This is a genomic window from Pantoea sp. C8B4, from assembly GCF_051336905.1.
Classification (GTDB): Bacteria; Pseudomonadota; Gammaproteobacteria; order Enterobacterales; family Enterobacteriaceae; genus Pantoea; species Pantoea rwandensis_B.
The window spans coordinates 313,847-333,456 of sequence record NZ_JBGMNK010000003.1 but is presented as its reverse complement, the minus strand read 5'-3'; the positions used below and the strand labels follow the sequence as shown (position 1 = coordinate 333,456).

The window sequence follows — 19,610 nt, the reverse complement described above, 5'->3', positions numbered from 1 at the left end:
ATGGCAAACCCAATTTTAACGTTGCAAGGGGTGAGTGCCCATTACGGCCCGATTCAGGCACTGCACAACATTAATCTGCACATCAGCCAGGGTGAAATCGTCACGTTGATTGGTGCTAACGGCGCGGGTAAAACCACGCTGCTCGGTACTTTGTGCGGAGAACCGCGTGCTACCAGTGGCACAATCGTGTTCGATGGCAAAGAGATCACCGACTGGCAAACCGCCAAAATCATGCGTGAAGCGATTGCGATTGTGCCGGAAGGCCGCCGCGTGTTCTCCCGCATGACGGTGGAAGAGAACCTGGCGATGGGCGGTTTCTTTGCCACGCGCCAGCAGTATCAGGAGCGCATTGAGCGGGTTTATCAGCTGTTTCCGCGTCTGGCTGAACGTAAAGTGCAGCGCGCGGGCACCATGTCCGGTGGTGAACAGCAGATGCTGGCGATCGGTCGTGCGTTAATGAGTCAGCCGCGTTTGCTGTTGCTCGACGAGCCTTCTTTAGGTTTAGCGCCGATTATTATTCAGCAGATTTTCGATACGATTGAACAGCTGCGTAAAGAGGGCATGACCATCTTCCTGGTGGAGCAAAACGCCAACCAGGCGCTGAAGCTGGCCGATCGCGGCTACGTGCTGGAGAATGGACATGTGGTGCTGGAAGACAGTGGTGAAGCGCTGTTATCCAACGAAGCAGTCCGCAGCGCTTACCTGGGCGCTTAATCCTTTCAACGGTCTGGTACTCTACCAGACCGTCTTTTCCTCGCTGCCTTCGTCGTACAAAACTCCCTCGAAACTTAATTGTTTCTTAATGGTTTGACGCGTTTTTTGCGTGTCACATCTCTGTCATATTTCAGATATTTTTCTATCATATTTGCATGTCATGTTACTTCGCGAACAAAAAAATGCGTGATATCGCGCGTACCTAACAGCACAGGAAAAAACTTATGTCCGCTTTTACGCTTCGTCCCCGCCTGATGAGTGTTTTGCTTGGTCTGGCGCTCAGCGGTAATGCGCTGGCTGCCACTGACATTCCTTTCTGGCACTCAATGGAAGGCGAGTTAGGCAAAGAAGTCGATTCTCTGGCACAACGTTTTAACCAGGCTCACCCAGAATACAAAATCGTACCGACTTACAAAGGTAACTACGAGCAGAGCCTGGCAGCGGGTATCGCTGCTGTGCGTACCGGTAAAGCACCGGCGATTCTGCAGGTTTACGAAGTAGGTACGGCGACCATGATGGCTTCAAAAGCTATCGTGCCTGTGCATGACGTGTTCAAAGACGCTGGCGTGCAGATGGACCCGAAACAGTTCGTGCCAGCGGTTGCAGGTTACTACAGCGACAGCAATGGCCAGCTGATTTCTCAGCCGTTCAACAGCTCTACACCTGTGCTGTACTACAACAAAGATGCATTCAAGAAAGCCGGTCTGAACCCAGATCAGCCACCTAAAACCTGGCAGGAACTGGCAAAAGATGCCGACGCACTGCGTAAAGCGGGCATGACCTGTGGTTACGCCAGCGGCTGGCAGGGTTGGATTCAAATTGAAAACTTCAGCGCCTGGCATGCACTGCCGGTTGCCACCAAAAACAACGGCTTTGACGGTACCGACGCGGTATTGGAATTCAATAAGCCGGTTCAGGTGCGCCACATCCAGATGCTGGAAGACATGAACAAGAAGGGTGATTTCACCTACTTCGGTCGTAAAGATGAATCAACCGCTAAGTTCTACAACGGCGATTGCGGCATCACCACGGCTTCTTCCGGTTCTCTGGCGGATATCAAGCATTACGCTAAATTCAACTTCGGCGTCGGCATGATGCCATACGACTCAACGGTGCCTAACGCACCGCAGAACGCCATCATTGGCGGCGCAAGTCTGTGGGTGATGAAAGGCAAAGATGCTGACACCTACAAAGGCGTAGCGGAGTTCATGAAGTTCCTGGCACAGCCAGAAATCGCAGCGGAATGGCATCAGAAAACCGGTTACCTGCCAATCACCACCGCGGCGTATGAGCTGACCAAGCAGCAGGGCTTCTATGACAAGAACCCTGGCGCAGACATTGCCACGCGTCAGATGCTGAACAAAGATCCTCTGCCATTCACCAAAGGCATGCGTCTGGGCAACATGCCACAGATTCGTACCATCGTGGATGAAGAGCTGGAAGGCGTGTGGACGGGCAAACAGGCTCCACAGGCTGCACTGGATAACGCTGTGAAGCGCGGAAACGAACTGCTGCGTCGTTTTGAACAGCAAGTGAAGTAATTCCGTTGTCTCGGGGCTGGCGCATGGCGTCAGCCCCGATTTCTCTTTTGGCGAGTCTGCTATGTCCTCATCACGCCCCGTTTTTCGCTCCCGTTTTTTGCCCTATTTGCTGGTGGCACCACAACTGGTCATTACCGCTATTTTCTTCCTGTGGCCGGCCGGTGAAGCGCTGTGGTATTCGCTGCAAAGCATCGATCCCTTTGGTATTTCCAGCACCTTTGTTGGGCTGGATAACTTTAAACGCCTGTTTAGCGACAGCTATTACCTCGACTCTTTCTGGACCACCATTGAATTCAGCGCACTGGTCACCGTGTGCGGCATGACCTTTTCGCTGCTGCTGGCGGCGTTGGTTGATTACGTGGTGAGGCTGAAAAAGCTCTATCAAACCCTGTTATTACTGCCCTATGCCGTGGCACCGGTGGTCGCCGCCGTGCTGTGGATGTTCCTGTTCAACCCTGGCCTCGGCCTGTTCAGCCATCTGCTGAACCAGATTGGCTATAACTGGAACTACGCGCAAAACAGCGGTCAGGCGATGTTTCTGATCGTGCTGGCGTCCATCTGGCAGCAGATGAGCTACAACTTCCTGTTCTTCTTTGCCGCACTGCAGTCGATCCCCAAATCGCTGATGGAAGCGGCGGCGATTGACGGTGCCGGTCCGGTGCGTCGCTTCTTCAATCTGTCACTGCCGCTGATCACCCCGGTGAGCTTCTTCCTGCTGGTGGTTAACCTGGTGTATGCCTTCTTCGATACTTTCCCGGTGATCGATGCCGCGACCGGCGGCGGTCCGGTGCAAGCCACTACCACGCTGATCTACAAAATTTATCGCGAAGGCTTTACCGGTCTGGATCTCTCATCCTCTGCCGCGCAGTCGGTGGTGCTGATGCTGCTGGTGATTGGACTGACGATCCTGCAATTCCGCTTTGTCGAGCGTAAGGTGCAATATCAATGATTGAGAATCGACGCGGGCTGGACATCTTCAGCCATACCCTGCTGGTGCTCGGTGTCCTGACCATTCTGTTCCCGCTGTACGTGGCGATAGTCGCCGCCACGCTGGATAACGAAGCGGTGTATCAAGTGCCGATGACCTTAGTGCCCGGCACGCATCTGTGGGACAACATTTCACGCATCTGGACCCAAGGCGTTAACGGCAGTGGCCCGGCATTCGGCATGATGATGATGAACAGCCTGATCATGGCGCTGGGCATTACGGTGGGCAAAATCGCCGTATCGATGCTCTCTGCGTTTGCACTGGTGTGGTTTCGCTTCCCGTTGCGCTCACTGTTCTTCTGGCTGATCTTCATCACCCTGATGCTGCCGGTGGAAGTGCGTATCTTCCCGACGGTGGAAGTGATTTCAAACCTGCACATGCTCGACAGCTACAGTGGCTTAACCCTGCCGCTAATGGCTTCGGCAACCGCAACTTTCCTGTTCCGCCAGTTCTTTATGTCGCTGCCGGATGAGCTGATTGAAGCGGCGCGTATTGATGGTGCCAGCCCGATGCGCTTCTTCTGGGATATCGTCTTACCGCTGTCAAAGACCAACCTTGCCGCACTGTTCGTGATCACCTTTATCTACGGCTGGAACCAGTATTTGTGGCCGCTGTTGATCATCAACGATCCGAGCCTGAGCACGGCGGTTGCCGGGGTGAAAAGTATGATTAACACCAGCGGCGGCCCGACGCAGTGGAACGAAGTGATGGCGGCAATGTTATTAACCCTGATCCCACCGGTGGTGGTGGTACTCGTGATGCAACGTGCCTTTGTGCGTGGCCTGGTGGAGAGTGATAAATAAATGGCAGGCGTAACCCTTCAGACCGTCACCAAATCGTATGACGGCAAAAATCAGATCATTCAGCCACTGAATATCACCATCAACGATGGCGAATTTATGGTGATGGTGGGCCCTTCCGGCTGCGGCAAATCGACGCTGCTGCGTATGGTTGCGGGCCTTGAGCGCGTGACCTCGGGCGATATCTATATCGACGATAAGCGTGTCACTAACATGGAACCGAAAGATCGTGGCATCGCCATGGTGTTCCAGAACTATGCGCTTTACCCGCACATGACCGTGGGCGAAAACATGGCTTATGGCCTGAAAATTCGCGGGATGGGCAAAGAGCAGATCGATCAACGCGTAATGGAAGCCGCGCGCAGCCTGGAACTGGATCACCTGCTGGCACGTCGTCCACGTGAGCTGTCCGGTGGACAGCGTCAGCGTGTGGCGATGGGCCGTGCCATCGTGCGTGAACCGGCGGTGTTCCTGTTCGATGAGCCATTGTCGAACCTTGATGCGCGCCTGCGTGTGCAGATGCGCCTTGAACTGCAACAACTGCATCGTCGCCTGAAAACCACCAGCCTGTATGTGACGCACGATCAGGTGGAAGCGATGACGCTGGCCCAGCGTGTGATGGTGATGAACAAAGGGGTGGTCGAGCAAGTGGGCACACCGGTGGAAGTGTATGAGCGTCCGGCGAGCCAGTTTGTGGCGTCGTTTATCGGTGCACCGGCAATGAACCTGCTGCCAGGCCAAATCAATAGCGACGGCACGCGCTTTACGCTCGATGCCCTCAATAGCCTGCCATTGGGTGAGAGCAAAGCGAAGTGGGCGAATCGCCCCCTTACGTTGGGTATTCGCCCTGAGCATCTGGTGCTCAGCTCGCAAGCCGCGGGTGGCATTCCTTTAGTGGTGGATACGCTGGAGATGCTGGGTGCAGATAACCTTGCGCACGGTCGCATCGGCAATACCCGTCTGGTGGTGCGTTTGCCGCACAGCGAGCGCCCTGCATCCGGCAGCACCTTGTGGCTGCATCTGCCGCCAGATGCGTTACACTTCTTCGATTCAACCCATGGAAAGCGTCTGGAATGAGTGTAGAAAATTGGCCATACCCACCGATCGTCGCCCATCGCGGCGGCGGTAAACTGGCACCGGAAAATACCCTGGCGGCGATAGATGTCGGCGCGCAGTACGGTCATACCATGATCGAGTTTGATGCCAAGCTGTCGGATGATAAACAGGTGTTCCTGTTGCATGACGATACGCTGGATCGCACCAGCAACGGCTGGGGTGTGGCGGGCGATCTCTCATGGAGTAAGCTATCGCAGCTGGATGCGGGCAGTTGGTACAGCCGTGAATATGAAGGCGAGCCGCTGGCGCTGCTGCGTGACGTGGCCGATCGCTGCCGCCAGCATCAGATGATGGCGAACGTTGAGATCAAACCGACCACCGGTAAAGAGGTGGAGACCGGACGCGATGTGGCGTTGGCCGCGCGCGAACTGTGGCAGGGGCAAACGGCGCCGCTGCTCTCTTCCTTCTCTTATGAAGCCCTGGAAGCAGCGATGCAGGCGGCGCCTGAATTGCCACGCGGATTACTGCTGGATGAGTGGCACGATGACTGGCAGGCGCTGACGAGTGCACTGGGCTGCGTTTCTATCCATCTCAATCATAAATTGCTGGATGCCGAACGCACCACGCAGCTGAAAGCCGCCGGACTGCACATTCTGGTGTACACGGTGAATCAGCCCGCACGGGCGCGCGAGCTGCTGAATTGGGGCGTCGATGCCATCTGTACTGACCGCATCGACATTATCGGTCCCGACTTCCGTTAATTCTGGTTTTGCTGCTGGCCCGGCTGTTGCTGAATCACGCGCTGCTGGGCGCTATCCCTTCGCTCCTGCATTTTCCGCTGTAATTCCTGATTCTGCTGCTGCTGATCCTGACGCAGTTTTTGCTGCTGCTGCTGTTGCTGAACCTGCATCTGCGTTTGCATCCGCTGCTGGCTCGGGTTATAGCCGGGTTTAAAAGGCTCATTCGTATTGTTGAGCATGTTCGCCATGCCGCTCAGTGGCAGCAATGCGGCAATCACAATTAGCCATTTTTTCATGGTCTTCCTCCATTAATGCAGCCTGCTGTGTGTGATTACCGATGATCTGGCAACCAAGGCTGCTGTCATAAGTTTATGCGATGTCACAAAGTCCTGAACCAGGAGTGCGCCGAATTTGGCTTACTGCTACGCTTTTTATCGTGTTTGCAAACACTTGCATCAAAAAATAACAAATGTAAATAACCGCAAAGGAAGATCGCAAATGAGACTAAAGGGCAGCGTGCGTCAGGTTGGCTGGGCATTATTGATGAGTTTTACGGTGGTACAGGGGGCGTTTGCCGCGCCCGCCAGCGCGCCACCGGTGTCATACGGCGTGGACAGTGACACCTTCCATCCGGTGAAGGCGCAGCACGGTATGGTGGCGTCGGTGGATGCGATGGCCACCCAGGTGGGCGTCGATATTCTGAAGCAGGGCGGTAATGCCGTGGATGCGGCCGTTGCCGTGGGCTTCGCATTAGCCGTCACGCATCCACAAGCCGGTAATCTCGGCGGTGGTGGCTTTATGATGCTGCGAACCGCATCGGGACGCACCACGGCAATCGATTTTCGTGAAATGGCGCCGGCGCGTGCCTCACGCGATATGTTCCTCGATAAGCAGGGTAATGCTGACCCTAAACTGTCGCTCACGTCCCATTTAGCCTCGGGCACGCCGGGTACGGTTGCTGGTTTTGCGCTGGCGGCACAAAAATACGGTACGCTGCCGCTGAGTAAACTTCTGGCTCCAGCGATTAAACTGGCGCGTGAGGGCATCATCGTTAACGATGCGCTGGCGGACGATTTGGCGACCTACGGCAAAGAGACGTTGATCAATCACGACAACAGCCGGGCGATTTTCTACAAGGCAGACGGCAAGCCGTATCAAAAAGGTGAGCGTCTGGTGCAGAAAAACCTCGCGCACAGCCTGCAACTGATTGCTCAACAAGGGCCGGATGCCTTCTACAAAGGCAAGATTGCCGATGAGATCGCCGGAGAAATGGCACAGCATGGCGGATTGATTGGCAAACCGGATTTGGCCGCCTATCGTGCGGTAGAGCGCAAACCGGTCAGCGGCACCTATCGCGGCTATGAAGTGTTCTCAATGCCGCCACCGTCTTCAGGTGGGATTCACATCGTGCAGATCCTCAACATCCTGGAGAACTTCGATCTGGCGAAGTGGGGCTTTGGTAGCGCCGATGCGATGCAGGTGATGGCGGAAGCGGAAAAATACGCCTATGCCGATCGTTCGGAATACCTTGGCGATCCGGATTTCGTCAAAGTGCCGCAGCAAGCATTGACCAGCAAAGCCTACGCGAAAACCCTGGCGCAGCAGATTGACGTCAACAAAGCGCGTCCTTCCAGCGAAATCAAACCGGGTAAGCTTGAGCCGTACGAAAGCAACCAGACTACGCACTTCTCGGTGGTGGATAAAGACGGTAATGCGGTCGCCGTGACCTACACGCTGAACACCTATTTCGGTAGCGGCATTGTCGCCGGGCAGAGCGGTATCCTGATGAACAACGAAATGGATGACTTCTCCGCTAAGCCGGGCACACCAAACGTGTATGGTTTAGTGGGCGGCGAGGCGAATGCAGTGCAACCGGCTAAACGTCCATTGTCATCGATGTCACCGACTATCATCGCCAAAGACGGCAAAACCTGGCTGGTGACGGGCAGCCCAGGTGGCAGCCGTATTATCACCACTGTGCTGCAAATGGTGGTGAACAGCATCGATTTTGGTATGAACGTAGCGGAAGCGACCAATGCGCCGCGTTTCCACCATCAGTGGTTACCGGATCAGCTGCGTGTGGAGAAAGGCTTTAGCCCGGATACGCTGCGTTTGCTGGAAGCCAAAGGTCAGCATGTGAAAGTGATGCCAGCAATGGGCAGCACGCAGAGCATTATGATTGGGCCGGATGGCATGCGTTATGGTGCTTCGGATCCGCGTTCGGTGGATGATTTGAGTGCTGGGTATTAAGTTCGAATAAAAAAGCGCCGCGACGAGTCTTATTGTCCGTCGTGGCGCTTTAGTATGCTTGAGGGCGCTTCTACTGATTAGCGGTTATTTCAGTCGCGCCATGTAGTGCGTATCAATCATCTCGCCGTCGCGCATCGCAAAACGCTTCGCGGTGCCTTCAATCTCAAAGCCAAACTTCTGATACAGCCCAATCGCTTTATGGTTATCGGCAAACACCGTCAGCTCAATACGCGTCACCTGTAGCCAGTTGTCGCACAGATCAATCATCGCGGCCATGAGCGCCGAGCCTACGCCGCGACGGTGAAAGGCGGGATCAACGCCCATGCCAATCGATGCGGCATGTCGCCGGCGTGCCACCGTATTGCCATCAAGCGATAGCTGACCGACCACCTGTTCATCAATGCACGCCACCAAACGGTACTGGCCGGGGCGCATCTCTTTAAGACGATCCTGCCATAGCGTTGGTGATTGATAGGGCAGATGCAGCGTGCCGGCCTGAGTCTCTTGCTGGCTATAAAGGTGAGTTAAAGCAGCGGCATCTTCGGGCGTGGCGTGACGAACAGTGACCTGACTCATAAAGCGACTCCTTGTGCAAAGTGAATAAAATCCCCTTTAACATCAAGGAATTCTCTCGGGTCGTCAATGGAAAATAATTCGCAAAAAGGGTTTACAGACGCGAATGATAATGATTATTATTGTCATGCGTACTCGGAAACGTCTCCTGACTACCGGGTAAGCACGACATTGCTCACATTGCTTCCAGTGTTTCTTAGCCAGCTCGGGTGCTGGCTTTTTTTTTGCCCGCGATTCACCTCCTTCATCTCTCCTGTGCAATCCTCCTTAAAACGTTCAGCATTTTTGAACAGAGGCGTGAAGTTTTTCAGCTATCAATCAATCTCCCTCAGGCACACACTGTAAAAAACATTGAGGAGAATTGAACATGATCTACGTACGCAAAGCAGAACAACGCGGCCACGCCAATCACGGTTGGCTCGATAGCTGGCACACCTTTTCCTTCGCGGATTATTACGATGCCAACTTTATGGGCTTCTCCGCGTTGCGCGTTATCAACGAAGACGTGATTGATGGTGGCCAGGGTTTTGGTACCCATCCGCATAAAGACATGGAGATCCTGACCTATGTGCTGTCTGGCACCGTGGAGCATCAGGACAGCATGGGCAACAAAGAACAGATCCCGGCAGGTGAGTTCCAGATCATGAGCGCCGGTACCGGTGTGCGCCATTCGGAATACAACGCCAGTGACAAAGATCCGCTGCATCTGTATCAGATCTGGATCATTCCAGAGCGCAAAGGCATTGAGCCACGCTATGCGCAGCGCCGTTTCGAGGATGTGAAAGGTCGCCAGTTTGTCCTGTCACCGGATGAGCGTGAAGGATCGCTGAAAGTGTTCCAGGACATGACCCTGTCGCGCTGGGTATTTGCTAAGGGCGAAGCCGACGCGGTGACTGTCGAAGCGGGTCGTCGTGTGTGGATTCAGGTGGTAAAAGGCCTGGTGAGCGTGAATGGCGAACAGGTCGGTACCAGTGATGCGCTGGCGATCTGGGATGAAAGCGCGCTGACCATCAACGCTGACAGCGATGCAGAGATTCTGCTGTTTGATCTGCCGCCGGTGTAATAGCTTGTCAATAAAACGTGCAAGGTTGCCCACTATGGCGACCTTGCATTTTTTTGCCCACTTTTTCGTCGGGTGCGTATTGATGTGTACAAAGTCAGAGCGAGAATCCATGGTTTTCCGCAAAGCCTGAAATTGACAAAAAAATGATAGACTCATCGTATCTCTGACCTCAGGCGCATACGATGAAGAAGAAAAGGCCGGTACTACAGGACGTTGCCGATCGCGTCGGCATCACAAAAATGACCGTCAGTCGCTACCTGCGAAACCCCGATCAGGTCTCTGCGGCGCTGCGCGATAAGATCGCCGTAGCACTGGATGAACTCGGTTATATCCCCAATCGTGCCCCCGATATGCTCTCTAATGCGACCAGTCGCGCCATCGGCGTACTGTTGCCCTCGCTCACCAACCAGGTGTTCGCCGATGTGTTACGCGGCATTGAAACCGTGACGGATGAGGCCGGTTATCAAACGCTGGTGGCGCACTTTGGCTATAACGCTGATAAAGAGGAGCTACAGCTGCGTTCGCTGCTGGGCTGGAACATCGATGGCGTGATCCTGACCGAACGCACCCACACGCCCGGCACGCTGCGCATGCTGGAAGTGGCCGGCATTCCGGTGATTGAGATGATGGATTCGGTGACGCCGTGCCTCGATATGGCGGTGGGCTTCGATAACGTCGAAGCGGCGCGCCAGATGACGCATGCTATTCTGAAAAAAGGCCACCGCCACACCGTTTACCTTGGCGCGCGTCTTGATGAGCGCACCCTGCAAAAACAGCAGGGCTACGAAAAGGCGATGCGTGAAGCCGGGCTCACCCCGCACAGTGTGATGATGGAAGATGCTTCCTCCTTCAGTGCCGGCGCACAGCTGCTGCGTGAGGCGCAGAAACGCTATCCCGAAACCGACAGCCTGTTTTGTACCAACGATGATCTGGCGGTCGGCGCGATGTTTGAGTGTCAGCGTCAGGGCTTACATGTCCCCGCACAGATGGCGATTGCCGGATTTCACGGCCACGACATTACGCAAGTGGTCACGCCGCGTCTGGCCACAGTGCTTACGCCGCGTGAGCGCATGGGACGTGAATCAGCCGCGATGCTGCTGGCGCGTATCGGTGGTGATCGTAGCGTGATCGAGCCGCTGGATGTCGGGTTTGAAATTGCTGAAGGTGGCAGCATCTGATTTTGGCGATTATTTGAGTCAGTTCACACTTTCGTGCTTTTCCACCTAACAAGGGTTGCCAGTCCCGCAGTGGGCTCCGACAATGATAATCAAATTTGTTATCGGTAACATTGGCAGACAAACTGCCGGAGCGCAAAACCATGACCACGCCATCTCCATCGCACCACGTCTTTATCCTGATGGGCGTTTCCGGCAGCGGAAAGTCTGCCGTCGCTAATCAGGTTTCTCATCAGTTGAGCACGGCATTTCTGGATGGCGATTTCCTCCATCCGCGCAGCAACATCATGAAAATGGCCGACGGTCATCCGCTGGATGATAACGATCGCCAGCCGTGGCTGCAGGCGCTGAATGATGCCGCGTTCGCCATGCAGCGCACCCAGGCTATTTCGATTATCGTCTGCTCGGCGCTGAAAAAGTCCTACCGCGATATCCTGCGTCAGGGCAACCAAAACCTGAAATTCATCTATCTGAAGGGCGATTTCGAAACCATCGAATCGCGTCTGAAAGCACGTAAAGGTCACTTCTTTAAGCCGCAGATGCTGGTGACGCAATTTGAGACCTTGCAAGAGCCTGGGGCTGACGAGCCCGATGTACTGGTGGTTGATATTAATCATTCACTGGATGAAGTCGTTGCGGCCACGGTTGCGACCATCGAGGAAGCAATCAACAAGGGTTAGTGATGAGTACCGCAACGCTGGTGTTAACTGCAGCAGGCTCCGTCCTGCTGCTGCTGTTTTTGGTGATGAAAGCGCGTATGCACGCCTTTGTCGCCCTGATGTTAGTCTCAATTGGTGCCGGTCTGTTCTCTGGCATGCCGCTGGATAAAATTGCTGACACCATGCAAAAAGGCATGGGCGGAACGCTCGGATTTCTCGCCATCGTGGTGGCATTGGGCGCGATGTTCGGCAAAATCCTGCATGAAACCGGCGCAGTCGATCAAATCGCTATCCGCATGCTGAAAGCCTTTGGTGAAAACCGGGCGCATTACGCGATGGGGATTGCCGGATTGATCTGCGCGCTGCCGCTGTTCTTTGAAGTGGCGGTAGTCTTGCTGATTAGCATCGCTTTTGCCGTGGCGCGTCGTACCCATGGCAACTTAGTGAAGTTGGTCATTCCACTGTTTGCTGGTGTGGCGGCCTCAGCGGCGTTTCTGTTGCCGGGACCGGCCCCGATGCTGCTGGCTTCCCAGATGCACGCTGATTTTGGCTGGATGATCCTGCTGGGCCTGTGTGCAGCGATTCCCGGTATGCTGATTGCGGGTCCGCTGTTTGGTAACTTTATTGCCCGTCACGTCAGCTTCAGTGCGCCGCCAGAAGACCATCAGCCTGAAATTGAAGAGGGTAAACTGCCATCGTTTGGCTTCAGCCTGGCGTTGATCCTGTTCCCGCTGCTGCTGGTGGGTCTGAAAACCATCGGTGCGCGCTTCACCACACCGGATTCACGTCTCTACGAGTGGCTGGAGTTTATCGGCCATCCGTTTACAGCGATTCTGCTGGCGTGTCTGGTGGCGATTTACGGTCTGGCCTATCGCCAGGGAATGGACAAAGAGAAGGTGATGCAAGTGTGCGGCAGCGCACTGCAACCGGCCGGCATTATTCTGCTGGTGATCGGTGCGGGCGGTGTGTTCAAGCAGGTGCTGGTGGACTCTGGCGTCGGTCCGGTATTGGGCCATGCGCTCACTGGCGCCGGGATGCCGATTGCGCTGGCGTGCTTTATCCTCTCTGGTGCTATCCGTGTGATTCAGGGCTCGGCGACCGTGGCCTGTCTGACGACTGTGGGCCTGGTCATGCCGGTGATTGAACCGCTGCACTACAGCGGCGCGCAGTTGGCGGCGCTGTCGATCTGCATCGGGGGCGGCTCCATCATTATTAGTCACGTCAACGATGCCGGCTTCTGGCTGTTTGGCCGCTTCACCGGCGCCACCGAAGGTGAAACGCTGAAAACCTGGACGTTGATGGAAACCATTCTTGGTACCACCGGTGCCATTGTCGGGATGATCGCGTTCACTCTGCTGTCGTAAGATTTTCCAGGTGCGCCGCAATGCGCACCCTATAAAATCCACCTATCCGCACGGCAGGTTGCCATTGATGGCGACCTGACCGAATAGCACAGCCGGTTGGTCGCGCATGTATGATGATGTGGCTGAATCCCGCAGCCGTTGATCATCGTAGTCATGACAGGCTGTTGGTTAATCCTCATCCCGCTCATCATCCGGCTGATCCAGCACCGTATACGCCACTGCACAGAATAGCGAGTTCAGACGCTTCATATCCCCCAGCAACCCTAAATGCAGGGAACTGGTTTCGATGCTCTGCACATTCTTCTGATGCAGGCGCTCGACGTGAGCGTGTGAGAAACGGCGAATCAGGATGCGAAAACGGTGTTTGGAGCGGCGTAGTCGGCGCGCGCTGGGGATATCTTTCGACAGAAACACCGATAAGCTGAGACGCAGATTGTTGAGTACCTGCTCCTGCAATGTGTTCAGCTCTTCCAGCCCTTCGGGGGAGAATGCCCGACGGGCGTTCAGCGATTTCACCGCAACGTCCGCACACATGCGTTCAATGATATCGCCCGCCTGCTCAAGGTTGAGTGCCATCTCGATGACCTCGGCCCAGCGGCGCGAATCCTCCTCGGCCAAATCCTCTTTCGGCATGCGCGCCAGATAGAGTTTGATGGCGGTATACAGCACATCGACATCATCATCCAGACGCCGTACCGCGCGCTCTTCACGCAGTTCGCCATGCACCACTTTATTAAACGACTCCATCATATGTTCGACGACATCGCCGATGCGCAAGGTTTCGCGCGCCGCATTGGCCAATGCCAGCGCAGGGGTATCCAGCGCGCTGCGGTCGAGGTGTTTAGGGCGTAAGTGGGCATCGGTTTCCGGCTCGTCGGAAATCATGCGACGGCACAGACGTGCCATCGGTTCGGCGAATGGCACCATAATCAGGCAGCGAATCAGGTTGTAAAATACATGGAAAAAGATCACCAGTTCTTCATCATCGACCGGCATCTTGTCCAGAATATCAGCGACATAATTCACCAGTGGCAAAATCGCCAGGCTGCCAATGAGCTTGAACAGCAGGCTGCCCAACGCCACGCGTTTACCGGCGGCATTGGAGCCGCTGGCGTTAATCATCGCCAGCAAACCACTGCCGAGGTTGGCACCAATCACCAGGCAGAGCGCCACTTTGAAGGAAATCACATCCGCGGCCGTCAGCGTGGCAGTGATCAGCACCGCCGCGAGGCTGGAATAGCTGATGATGGCGAATACCGCGCCAATCAGAGCATCCAGCATGACATCGCCGGTTAGCGTGGAGAACAGCACCTGTAAGCCCGCCGCCTGGGTAATGGGTTTAGCAGCGGCCACGATCAGCTGTAGTGCTAACAGAATTAAGCCAAGGCCAATGGCAGCTCGCCCCATTTGTCCGGCCCGCGTCTGCTTACGGCTGAGGAAGAACACCACACCAAAGAAGATGAAGAGCGGCGATAGCCAGGAGAGATCGAAGGTCAGGATACGCGCCATGATGGCGGTACCGACATCGGCACCGAGCACCACCACCAGCGCAGGCGTCAGACTCACCAGATTCTGTGCGACAAACGAGGTGACGAGCAGGGTGGTGGCATTGCTGCTCTGCACCAGCGCGGTGACGCCAATCCCGGCGAGAAACGCCATTGGCTTCTTTTCCACGCTGCGGCTGAGCACCCGCCGCAAATCGGCGCCGTACACGCGCATGATGCCGGTGCGCACTATGTGCGTGCCCCACACCAGCAGGGCCACAGCAGATAATAGATTGAGCAGGGTCAACACGTCGGGCGGTTCCTTATCCTCAGACTTTCATTGCACCAACTGCAAGCCTGTGGGTCAGTACCGAAGTGCCGGGCGCACCATAGCGCGACCACAGGCAGCCTAAAGGCCGCCTCGACAACGATTTACAGGCTGCATTAACGCTGAATGCTGCCGCGTTGCGTTGCCCATTTTTCGTTAAATTTAAGCGACCTGGCGCAACGTCGACATCTCTAACTGTAGACCAATTTGCATGCCAGATGGGTGCAAATCTGCCACGCTGCGGTTCAGCACATCGACGGATAACTCCACGCTATTCGCCACTACGCGATAGCGAATGACATTACCCAGCAGGCTGTGACTGAGAATAGTGGCCGGAATGCCATCCTGCGGTGCACTCAAGCGGATTGACTCAGGTCGAATCGCTACCTGACCCGTGAATGTCTGGCCGGTGAGCTGCGTTGCCTGTTCCGCACTCAGCAGGTTGTAGTTGCCGATAAACCCGGCGGCAAACAGGTCGGCTGGTTGCGTGTAGAGTGCTTCAGCGTTGCCGTTTTGCACGATCTTGCCACGGTTCATCAGCACGATGCGATCCGACAGCGTCAGCGCCTCTTCCTGATCGTGGGTAACGAAAATCGTGGTGAGCTTTAACTCCTGCTGAATGTTGCGGATCTGTTCGCGCAGATGGCGGCGGATACGCGCATCCAGTGCGGAGAGCGGCTCATCCAGCAACAGCAAACGAGGGCGCGTGACCAGAGAGCGCGCTAAGGCAACACGCTGGCATTGTCCGCCAGAAAGTTGGTGCGGATAACGGCGGGCAAAATCGGTCAGTTCGACCAGTGCCAGCGCTTCCATAACGCGTTTCTGAATATCGCCGCCTGGCAGTTTCTGCATTTTCAGGCCAAACGCCACGTTCTTCTCCACCGTCATGTTGGGGAACAGTGCGTAGCTCTGAAACACCATGCCGATGGTACGTTTCTGCGGTGGCAGCGGCACGATATCCTGACCCTGCAGCAGAATTTTGCCGCTATCGACATCGGTCAAACCGGCGATGCAGCGCAGCAGCGTCGATTTGCCGCAACCGCTCGGGCCGAGCAGGGTGACAAACTCGCCTTCATCGGCGCTGAAATCGATATTTTCAAAGATGCTGGTGGGGCCGTAGCTTTTGTTCAGCTGGGTGACATTCAGATAACTCATGGTCAGCCTCGTTCAGGATTGAGGGCATTCGCCAGCCAGGTGACCAGCAGGACGACAGCAAAATAGGAGATCACCAGCGCACTGGTAAAGTGGCCGCTGCCGTTACGCATATTGTAGAGATACACCTGTAAGGTTTCATAGCGGGTACCAACTAACAGGTTAGCGAACACAAACTCACCTATCAGGAAAGAGAAAGAGAGCAACACCGCGATAAACACGCCTTTGCGCAGGTTGGGCAACACCACAAACAGTGCTGCCTGCCAGGTGCTGGCACCCAGCAGATGAGACGCATCGATCAGCTCTTTCAGGTTGATCGCCTGCATATTGTTGGCAATGGCGCGGTAGATAAACGGCAGCGCGATGGTGAAATAACAGCCGACCAGAATCCACGGCGTGCCGGTGATCATCAGCGGCGATGACGAGTAAAGCTGCAGCAGGCCAACGGATGACACCACCGGCGGTACGGCAAACGGCATCAAAATCAGCACGTTCATCACCGCGTCCAGCTTCGGATAGTAGTAAGCGATTACAAACATCGCAGGCAGCACCAGCACCAGCGAGAACAACAGCGCACCAAAGCAAATCAGCAGCGAATGGCCGAGCGCCGTCAGGAAACGCGGATCGCTCCACAGTTCGATAAGCCACTTCAGTGTGAAGCCCTGCGGCAGAATAGTGTCACTCCAGTCGGTGGATATGCCGTACAGCAGTGTCGCCAGCAGCGGGGCGGCGAGGATGATCAGCAGCAGCCAGATAATCAGGCGATGATAAATTTTTTCCGCGCGAGACACGTTCTACTCCTGTGATTTCGCGTTGAGATAACTGCGGCGCACCAGATACTGCTGCACCACGGTAATCAGCGCCATAATGAACACCAGCAACATTGCCAGCGCACCGCCGGTATTCGGATCGAGCGAGATATCGCCCGACACCAGCGCAGCAATTCGCACTGGCACCACGTTAAAGTTACCGGTGGTCAGCGCATAAATGGTGGCGTAAGCGCCCAGTGCATTGGCCAGCAGGATGACGAAAGTCCCTAACAGAGCCGGGAACAAAATGGGTAAACCAATATGCCACCAGTAACGCCAGCGGCTGGCACCGAGCAGCGCGGCTGACTCTTCCCAATCTTTGCGTAAGCCGTCAAACGCCGGATAGAGCAGCAGAATGCCAAGTGGGATCTGGAACCAGGTGTAAACCAGCACCATGCCGTCACGCGAGAACAGTTTGAATCCTTCCAGCATGCCGAAGTGGCGCAGCAGCAGCGTCAGACAGCCATTCATGCCCAGCAGAATCACGAAGGCAAACGCCAGCGGCACGCCGGCGAAGTTACTGGTCATGTTGGTGAAGGACATCAGGAAGCGCTGAAAACGACCGCTGCCCAACTGATGCAGGGAATAGCCGGCAAACAGCGAAATCAGCAGGCCGTAAATGCTCGACCAGATGGAGATATCCAGCGACAGGCGAAATGCCTGCAGATAAAACGGCGAAGTGAGGATATCGGTGTAGTTATCGATACCCCAGCGCTCGTTCATGTCGCTCCAGAAGCTGTTAATGGCAATCCACAACAGCGGCGCGAGCTGGAAGGCGACCCAGAAAAAGGCGAACGGCAGCAGTAACAGTGTGGCGAGGGTTTTGCCCTTCATTAACGCGGCCCCGCCAGCAAACCGTGACACACGGGTTTGTCGTGTTCAATGCCGAGCAGCGTGCAGACAATACCGCACAGTTCGGTCTGCTGTGGTTCGAGATCGGGCTGACGTGAGAAGCCAGCACCAAACACAAACAGCGGCACTTGCGTCTCTTCCGGTAAAATACCGCCGTGCGAACGGTCATCGTTCATGCCGTGGTCGGCGGTGACGATCACCTGATAGCCCGCGGCGAGCCAGCCGGGCATCCACTGTGACAAATAGCCATCAGCCATTCGTGCGCGGTTGCGGTATTGCGGCGATGACAGGCCATGTTTATGCCCGGCATCGTCAATATTCATCGGGTGGATCAGTAAAAAGTCCGGATCGTGGTTCAGACGCAGGCTCTCAGCATCTTCAAACAAGTGGGAATCCGGATAACTGTCGTCCCAGTAAAAGTGGCCGTATTGGATCGGCAAATCGGGGGCGACGGTGTGGCGATCACGCGCATTGTTGAACGGGGATTGGTTATACAGCTCACTGACCCAGTGATAGGCGGCAGCGGCCGTGGTTAAACCGGCGGCGCGGGCGTAATGGAAGATGCTGCGCTGATTGCTCAGGCGATTGACGCCGTTATGTATAATGCCGCTCTGTACCGGCGGAATACCGGTCAAAATGCACTCGTATAGCGGGCGCGATAGCGAAGGCAGCTCGCAGGTGAGCGTGTAGTATTGGCCATTACCCTGTTTGCATTCGGCAAACAGATAGCCCATCGCATGCTGTGCCACCTGATTGCTCAGGCCATCCAGTACCACCAGGATTGTCTTCATTCCCGTTCCTTACATCATTCAAATTGCGAGCACTGTGCATAGCGGCGCAACGTATTGCGTATCGATGCGCAGCGTTGTCGCTACAGATCGATGCGCGACATCGCGCCGCCAGGGTGTGTGCAAATTACTGCTTCATATTGATAATCACGTTCTCTTGCCACAGGCGCGGCAGCATTTTTGACGTCTTATCCCATGCAGCCTGATCTTTGATCGGGCGAGCATTTTTGTATTCAGACTGCGGCAGCAGTTTGGCCTGTACGTCAGCTGGCAGGGTCAAATGCTCAGCACGAATCGGACGCGCATAACCTTTCGCCAGGTTGATCTGACCTTCATCAGACAGGATGTATTCGCGCGTCAGTTTGGCGGCGTTCGGGTGCTTAGCGTATTTGTTGATAATGGTGGTATAGCCTGAAATCACGGAGCCATCAGACGGGATCACCACTTCATAGCGGTTTTTGTCGATCTGATCGCGGTAATTCAGACCGTTGAAGTCCCATACCACGGCAACCTGAATTTCGCCTTTCTCGATGTTGGCAATCACCGGATCGGTCACGCCCAGACGGCCCTCTTTGGCCAGTTCGCCAAAGAAGTTCAACGCTGGCTTCAGGTTCTTCTCATCACCACCCAGTGCGTAGTTCGCGGCCAGAACGCCGTTAGCAGCCTGAGCAGCCACGCCGACATCACCGATAGTGACCACATACTTACCTTTCTTCAGATCGGCCCAGCTGTGTGGCGCATCTTTCACCTGCTGTTTATCGATCAGGAAGGCGATGGTGCCGGTGTAAGCCAGCATCCAGTTGCCTTCGCTATCTTTTGCCCAGCTCGGAATCTGATCCCAATGCGTCGGTTTGTACGGTTGTGCCAGACCTTTGGTCACAGCGACCGGACCAAACGCGGCGCCCACATCACCGATATCGGCGCTGGCGTTCTCTTTCTCTGCATCAAATTTAGCCAGCTCCTGCGCCGATGACATATCGGTATCGCTGTGCTTCAGGCCATATTTGCTGTTGATGTCATTCCATGTGTCTTTCCAGTTCGCCCAGCTGTCTGGCATACCGACGCTGTTGACCAGGCCCTCAGCACGCGCGGCTTTTTCCAGCGCGGCAAGGTCGTTATCGGCGGCGTGCGCGGCGGGCAGCGCAAGCAGTACGGCACTGGCTACTACAGAGGAGATAAACGCTTTCATCTCGATTGCTCCGGGTGTAAGTTGTGGGACGTCTTGGTCTAGTCCAGCAAGAACCGAGCCAATGTAGCCCGATCAGATGAAGGTT

The 19,610-nt window shown here is 55.3% G+C and carries 19 protein-coding genes; 11 read left to right on the top strand and 8 right to left on the bottom strand.

Going from position 1 to position 19,610, the window contains the following annotated elements:
- From livF to ugpQ, 6 genes are all read left to right on the top strand, one after another.
- Positions 1 to 714, top strand: a complete 714-nt coding sequence (gene livF, locus ACCW76_RS06170; RefSeq protein ID WP_038643683.1) for a high-affinity branched-chain amino acid ABC transporter ATP-binding protein LivF — start codon at positions 1 to 3, stop codon at positions 712 to 714.
- A 224-nt stretch (positions 715 to 938) separates the two neighbouring features.
- Positions 939 to 2,255, top strand: a complete 1,317-nt coding sequence (ugpB, locus tag ACCW76_RS06165; protein ID WP_034827028.1) for a sn-glycerol-3-phosphate ABC transporter substrate-binding protein UgpB — start codon at positions 939 to 941, stop codon at positions 2,253 to 2,255.
- A 61-nt stretch (positions 2,256 to 2,316) separates the two neighbouring features.
- A complete protein-coding gene (gene ugpA, locus ACCW76_RS06160) occupies positions 2,317 to 3,204 on the top strand; it encodes a sn-glycerol-3-phosphate ABC transporter permease UgpA (RefSeq protein ID WP_436338030.1) in 888 nt (295 codons plus the stop codon).
- Positions 3,201 to 4,046 (top strand): sn-glycerol-3-phosphate ABC transporter permease UgpE, encoded by an 846-nt coding sequence (gene ugpE / locus ACCW76_RS06155; protein WP_182056462.1) that lies wholly within the window; start codon positions 3,201 to 3,203, stop codon positions 4,044 to 4,046. Before ugpA ends, ugpE begins: the two co-directional genes overlap by 4 nt.
- Positions 4,047 to 5,120: a sn-glycerol-3-phosphate import ATP-binding protein UgpC gene (locus ACCW76_RS06150; RefSeq protein WP_045815774.1), complete on the top strand. Its 1,074-nt coding sequence runs from the start codon at positions 4,047 to 4,049 to the stop codon at positions 5,118 to 5,120.
- Positions 5,117 to 5,860 (top strand): glycerophosphodiester phosphodiesterase, encoded by a 744-nt coding sequence (gene ugpQ / locus ACCW76_RS06145; protein WP_436338029.1) that lies wholly within the window; start codon positions 5,117 to 5,119, stop codon positions 5,858 to 5,860. Before ACCW76_RS06150 ends, ugpQ begins: the two co-directional genes overlap by 4 nt.
- On the opposite strand, the gene ACCW76_RS06140 is transcribed toward ugpQ, so the two are convergent.
- Positions 5,857 to 6,135 carry a DUF2756 domain-containing protein gene (locus ACCW76_RS06140; RefSeq protein WP_436338028.1) on the bottom strand — a complete coding sequence of 93 codons (279 nt, stop codon included), beginning with the start codon at positions 6,133 to 6,135 and terminating at the stop codon, positions 5,857 to 5,859. The two genes, ugpQ and ACCW76_RS06140, sit on opposite strands and share 4 nt — an antisense overlap.
- Positions 6,136 to 6,337: 202 nt before the next feature.
- Here ACCW76_RS06140 and ggt point away from each other — a divergent pair, with 202 nt between their 5' ends.
- A complete protein-coding gene (gene ggt, locus ACCW76_RS06135) occupies positions 6,338 to 8,089 on the top strand; it encodes a gamma-glutamyltransferase (protein WP_045815776.1) in 1,752 nt (583 codons plus the stop codon).
- 84 nt (positions 8,090 to 8,173) lie between these two features.
- On the opposite strand, the gene ACCW76_RS06130 is transcribed toward ggt, so the two are convergent.
- Positions 8,174 to 8,665, bottom strand: coding sequence for a GNAT family N-acetyltransferase (locus ACCW76_RS06130; protein ID WP_436338027.1), 492 nt, complete (start codon positions 8,663 to 8,665; stop codon positions 8,174 to 8,176).
- 364 nt (positions 8,666 to 9,029) lie between these two features.
- Here ACCW76_RS06130 and ACCW76_RS06125 point away from each other — a divergent pair, with 364 nt between their 5' ends.
- The 4 genes from ACCW76_RS06125 to gntU all read left to right on the top strand — a co-directional run bounded on the left by ACCW76_RS06125 (position 9,030) and on the right by gntU (position 12,923).
- Entirely contained in the window at positions 9,030 to 9,725 is a 696-nt protein-coding gene (locus ACCW76_RS06125; protein WP_436338026.1) for a pirin family protein, read from the top strand.
- 182 nt (positions 9,726 to 9,907) lie between these two features.
- Positions 9,908 to 10,903 (top strand): gluconate operon transcriptional repressor GntR, encoded by a 996-nt coding sequence (gntR, locus tag ACCW76_RS06120; RefSeq protein WP_038643664.1) that lies wholly within the window; start codon positions 9,908 to 9,910, stop codon positions 10,901 to 10,903.
- A 140-nt stretch (positions 10,904 to 11,043) separates the two neighbouring features.
- Positions 11,044 to 11,580, top strand: coding sequence for a gluconokinase (gene gntK / locus ACCW76_RS06115; protein WP_038649722.1), 537 nt, complete (start codon positions 11,044 to 11,046; stop codon positions 11,578 to 11,580).
- Between the two features lie 2 nt (positions 11,581 to 11,582).
- The gene (gene gntU / locus ACCW76_RS06110; protein ID WP_038643662.1) at positions 11,583 to 12,923 is read left to right on the top strand and encodes a gluconate transporter; all 1,341 of its coding nucleotides are present in this window, start codon (positions 11,583 to 11,585) and stop codon (positions 12,921 to 12,923) included.
- A 168-nt stretch (positions 12,924 to 13,091) separates the two neighbouring features.
- Here the strand turns inward: gntU and ACCW76_RS06105 are convergent, their stop codons facing one another.
- The 6 genes from ACCW76_RS06105 to ACCW76_RS06080 form a co-directional block, all read right to left on the bottom strand.
- Positions 13,092 to 14,717 carry a Na/Pi cotransporter family protein gene (locus tag ACCW76_RS06105; RefSeq protein ID WP_436338025.1) on the bottom strand — a complete coding sequence of 542 codons (1,626 nt, stop codon included), beginning with the start codon at positions 14,715 to 14,717 and terminating at the stop codon, positions 13,092 to 13,094.
- Between the two features lie 180 nt (positions 14,718 to 14,897).
- Positions 14,898 to 15,890, bottom strand: coding sequence for an ABC transporter ATP-binding protein (locus ACCW76_RS06100; RefSeq protein WP_436338024.1), 993 nt, complete (start codon positions 15,888 to 15,890; stop codon positions 14,898 to 14,900).
- A gap of 2 nt (positions 15,891 to 15,892) precedes the next feature.
- A complete protein-coding gene (locus ACCW76_RS06095) occupies positions 15,893 to 16,678 on the bottom strand; it encodes an ABC transporter permease (RefSeq protein WP_034826980.1) in 786 nt (261 codons plus the stop codon).
- Positions 16,679 to 16,681: 3 nt separating this feature from the next.
- Positions 16,682 to 17,530, bottom strand: a complete 849-nt coding sequence (locus ACCW76_RS06090; protein WP_038643654.1) for an ABC transporter permease — start codon at positions 17,528 to 17,530, stop codon at positions 16,682 to 16,684.
- A complete protein-coding gene (locus tag ACCW76_RS06085; RefSeq protein ID WP_436338023.1) occupies positions 17,530 to 18,339 on the bottom strand; it encodes an alkaline phosphatase family protein in 810 nt (269 codons plus the stop codon). The genes ACCW76_RS06090 and ACCW76_RS06085 overlap by 1 nt, the downstream gene beginning before the upstream one ends.
- A 124-nt stretch (positions 18,340 to 18,463) precedes the next feature.
- The gene (locus ACCW76_RS06080) at positions 18,464 to 19,525 is read right to left on the bottom strand and encodes an ABC transporter substrate-binding protein (protein ID WP_436338022.1); all 1,062 of its coding nucleotides are present in this window, start codon (positions 19,523 to 19,525) and stop codon (positions 18,464 to 18,466) included.
- Between the last annotated feature and the right edge of the window lie 85 nt (positions 19,526 to 19,610).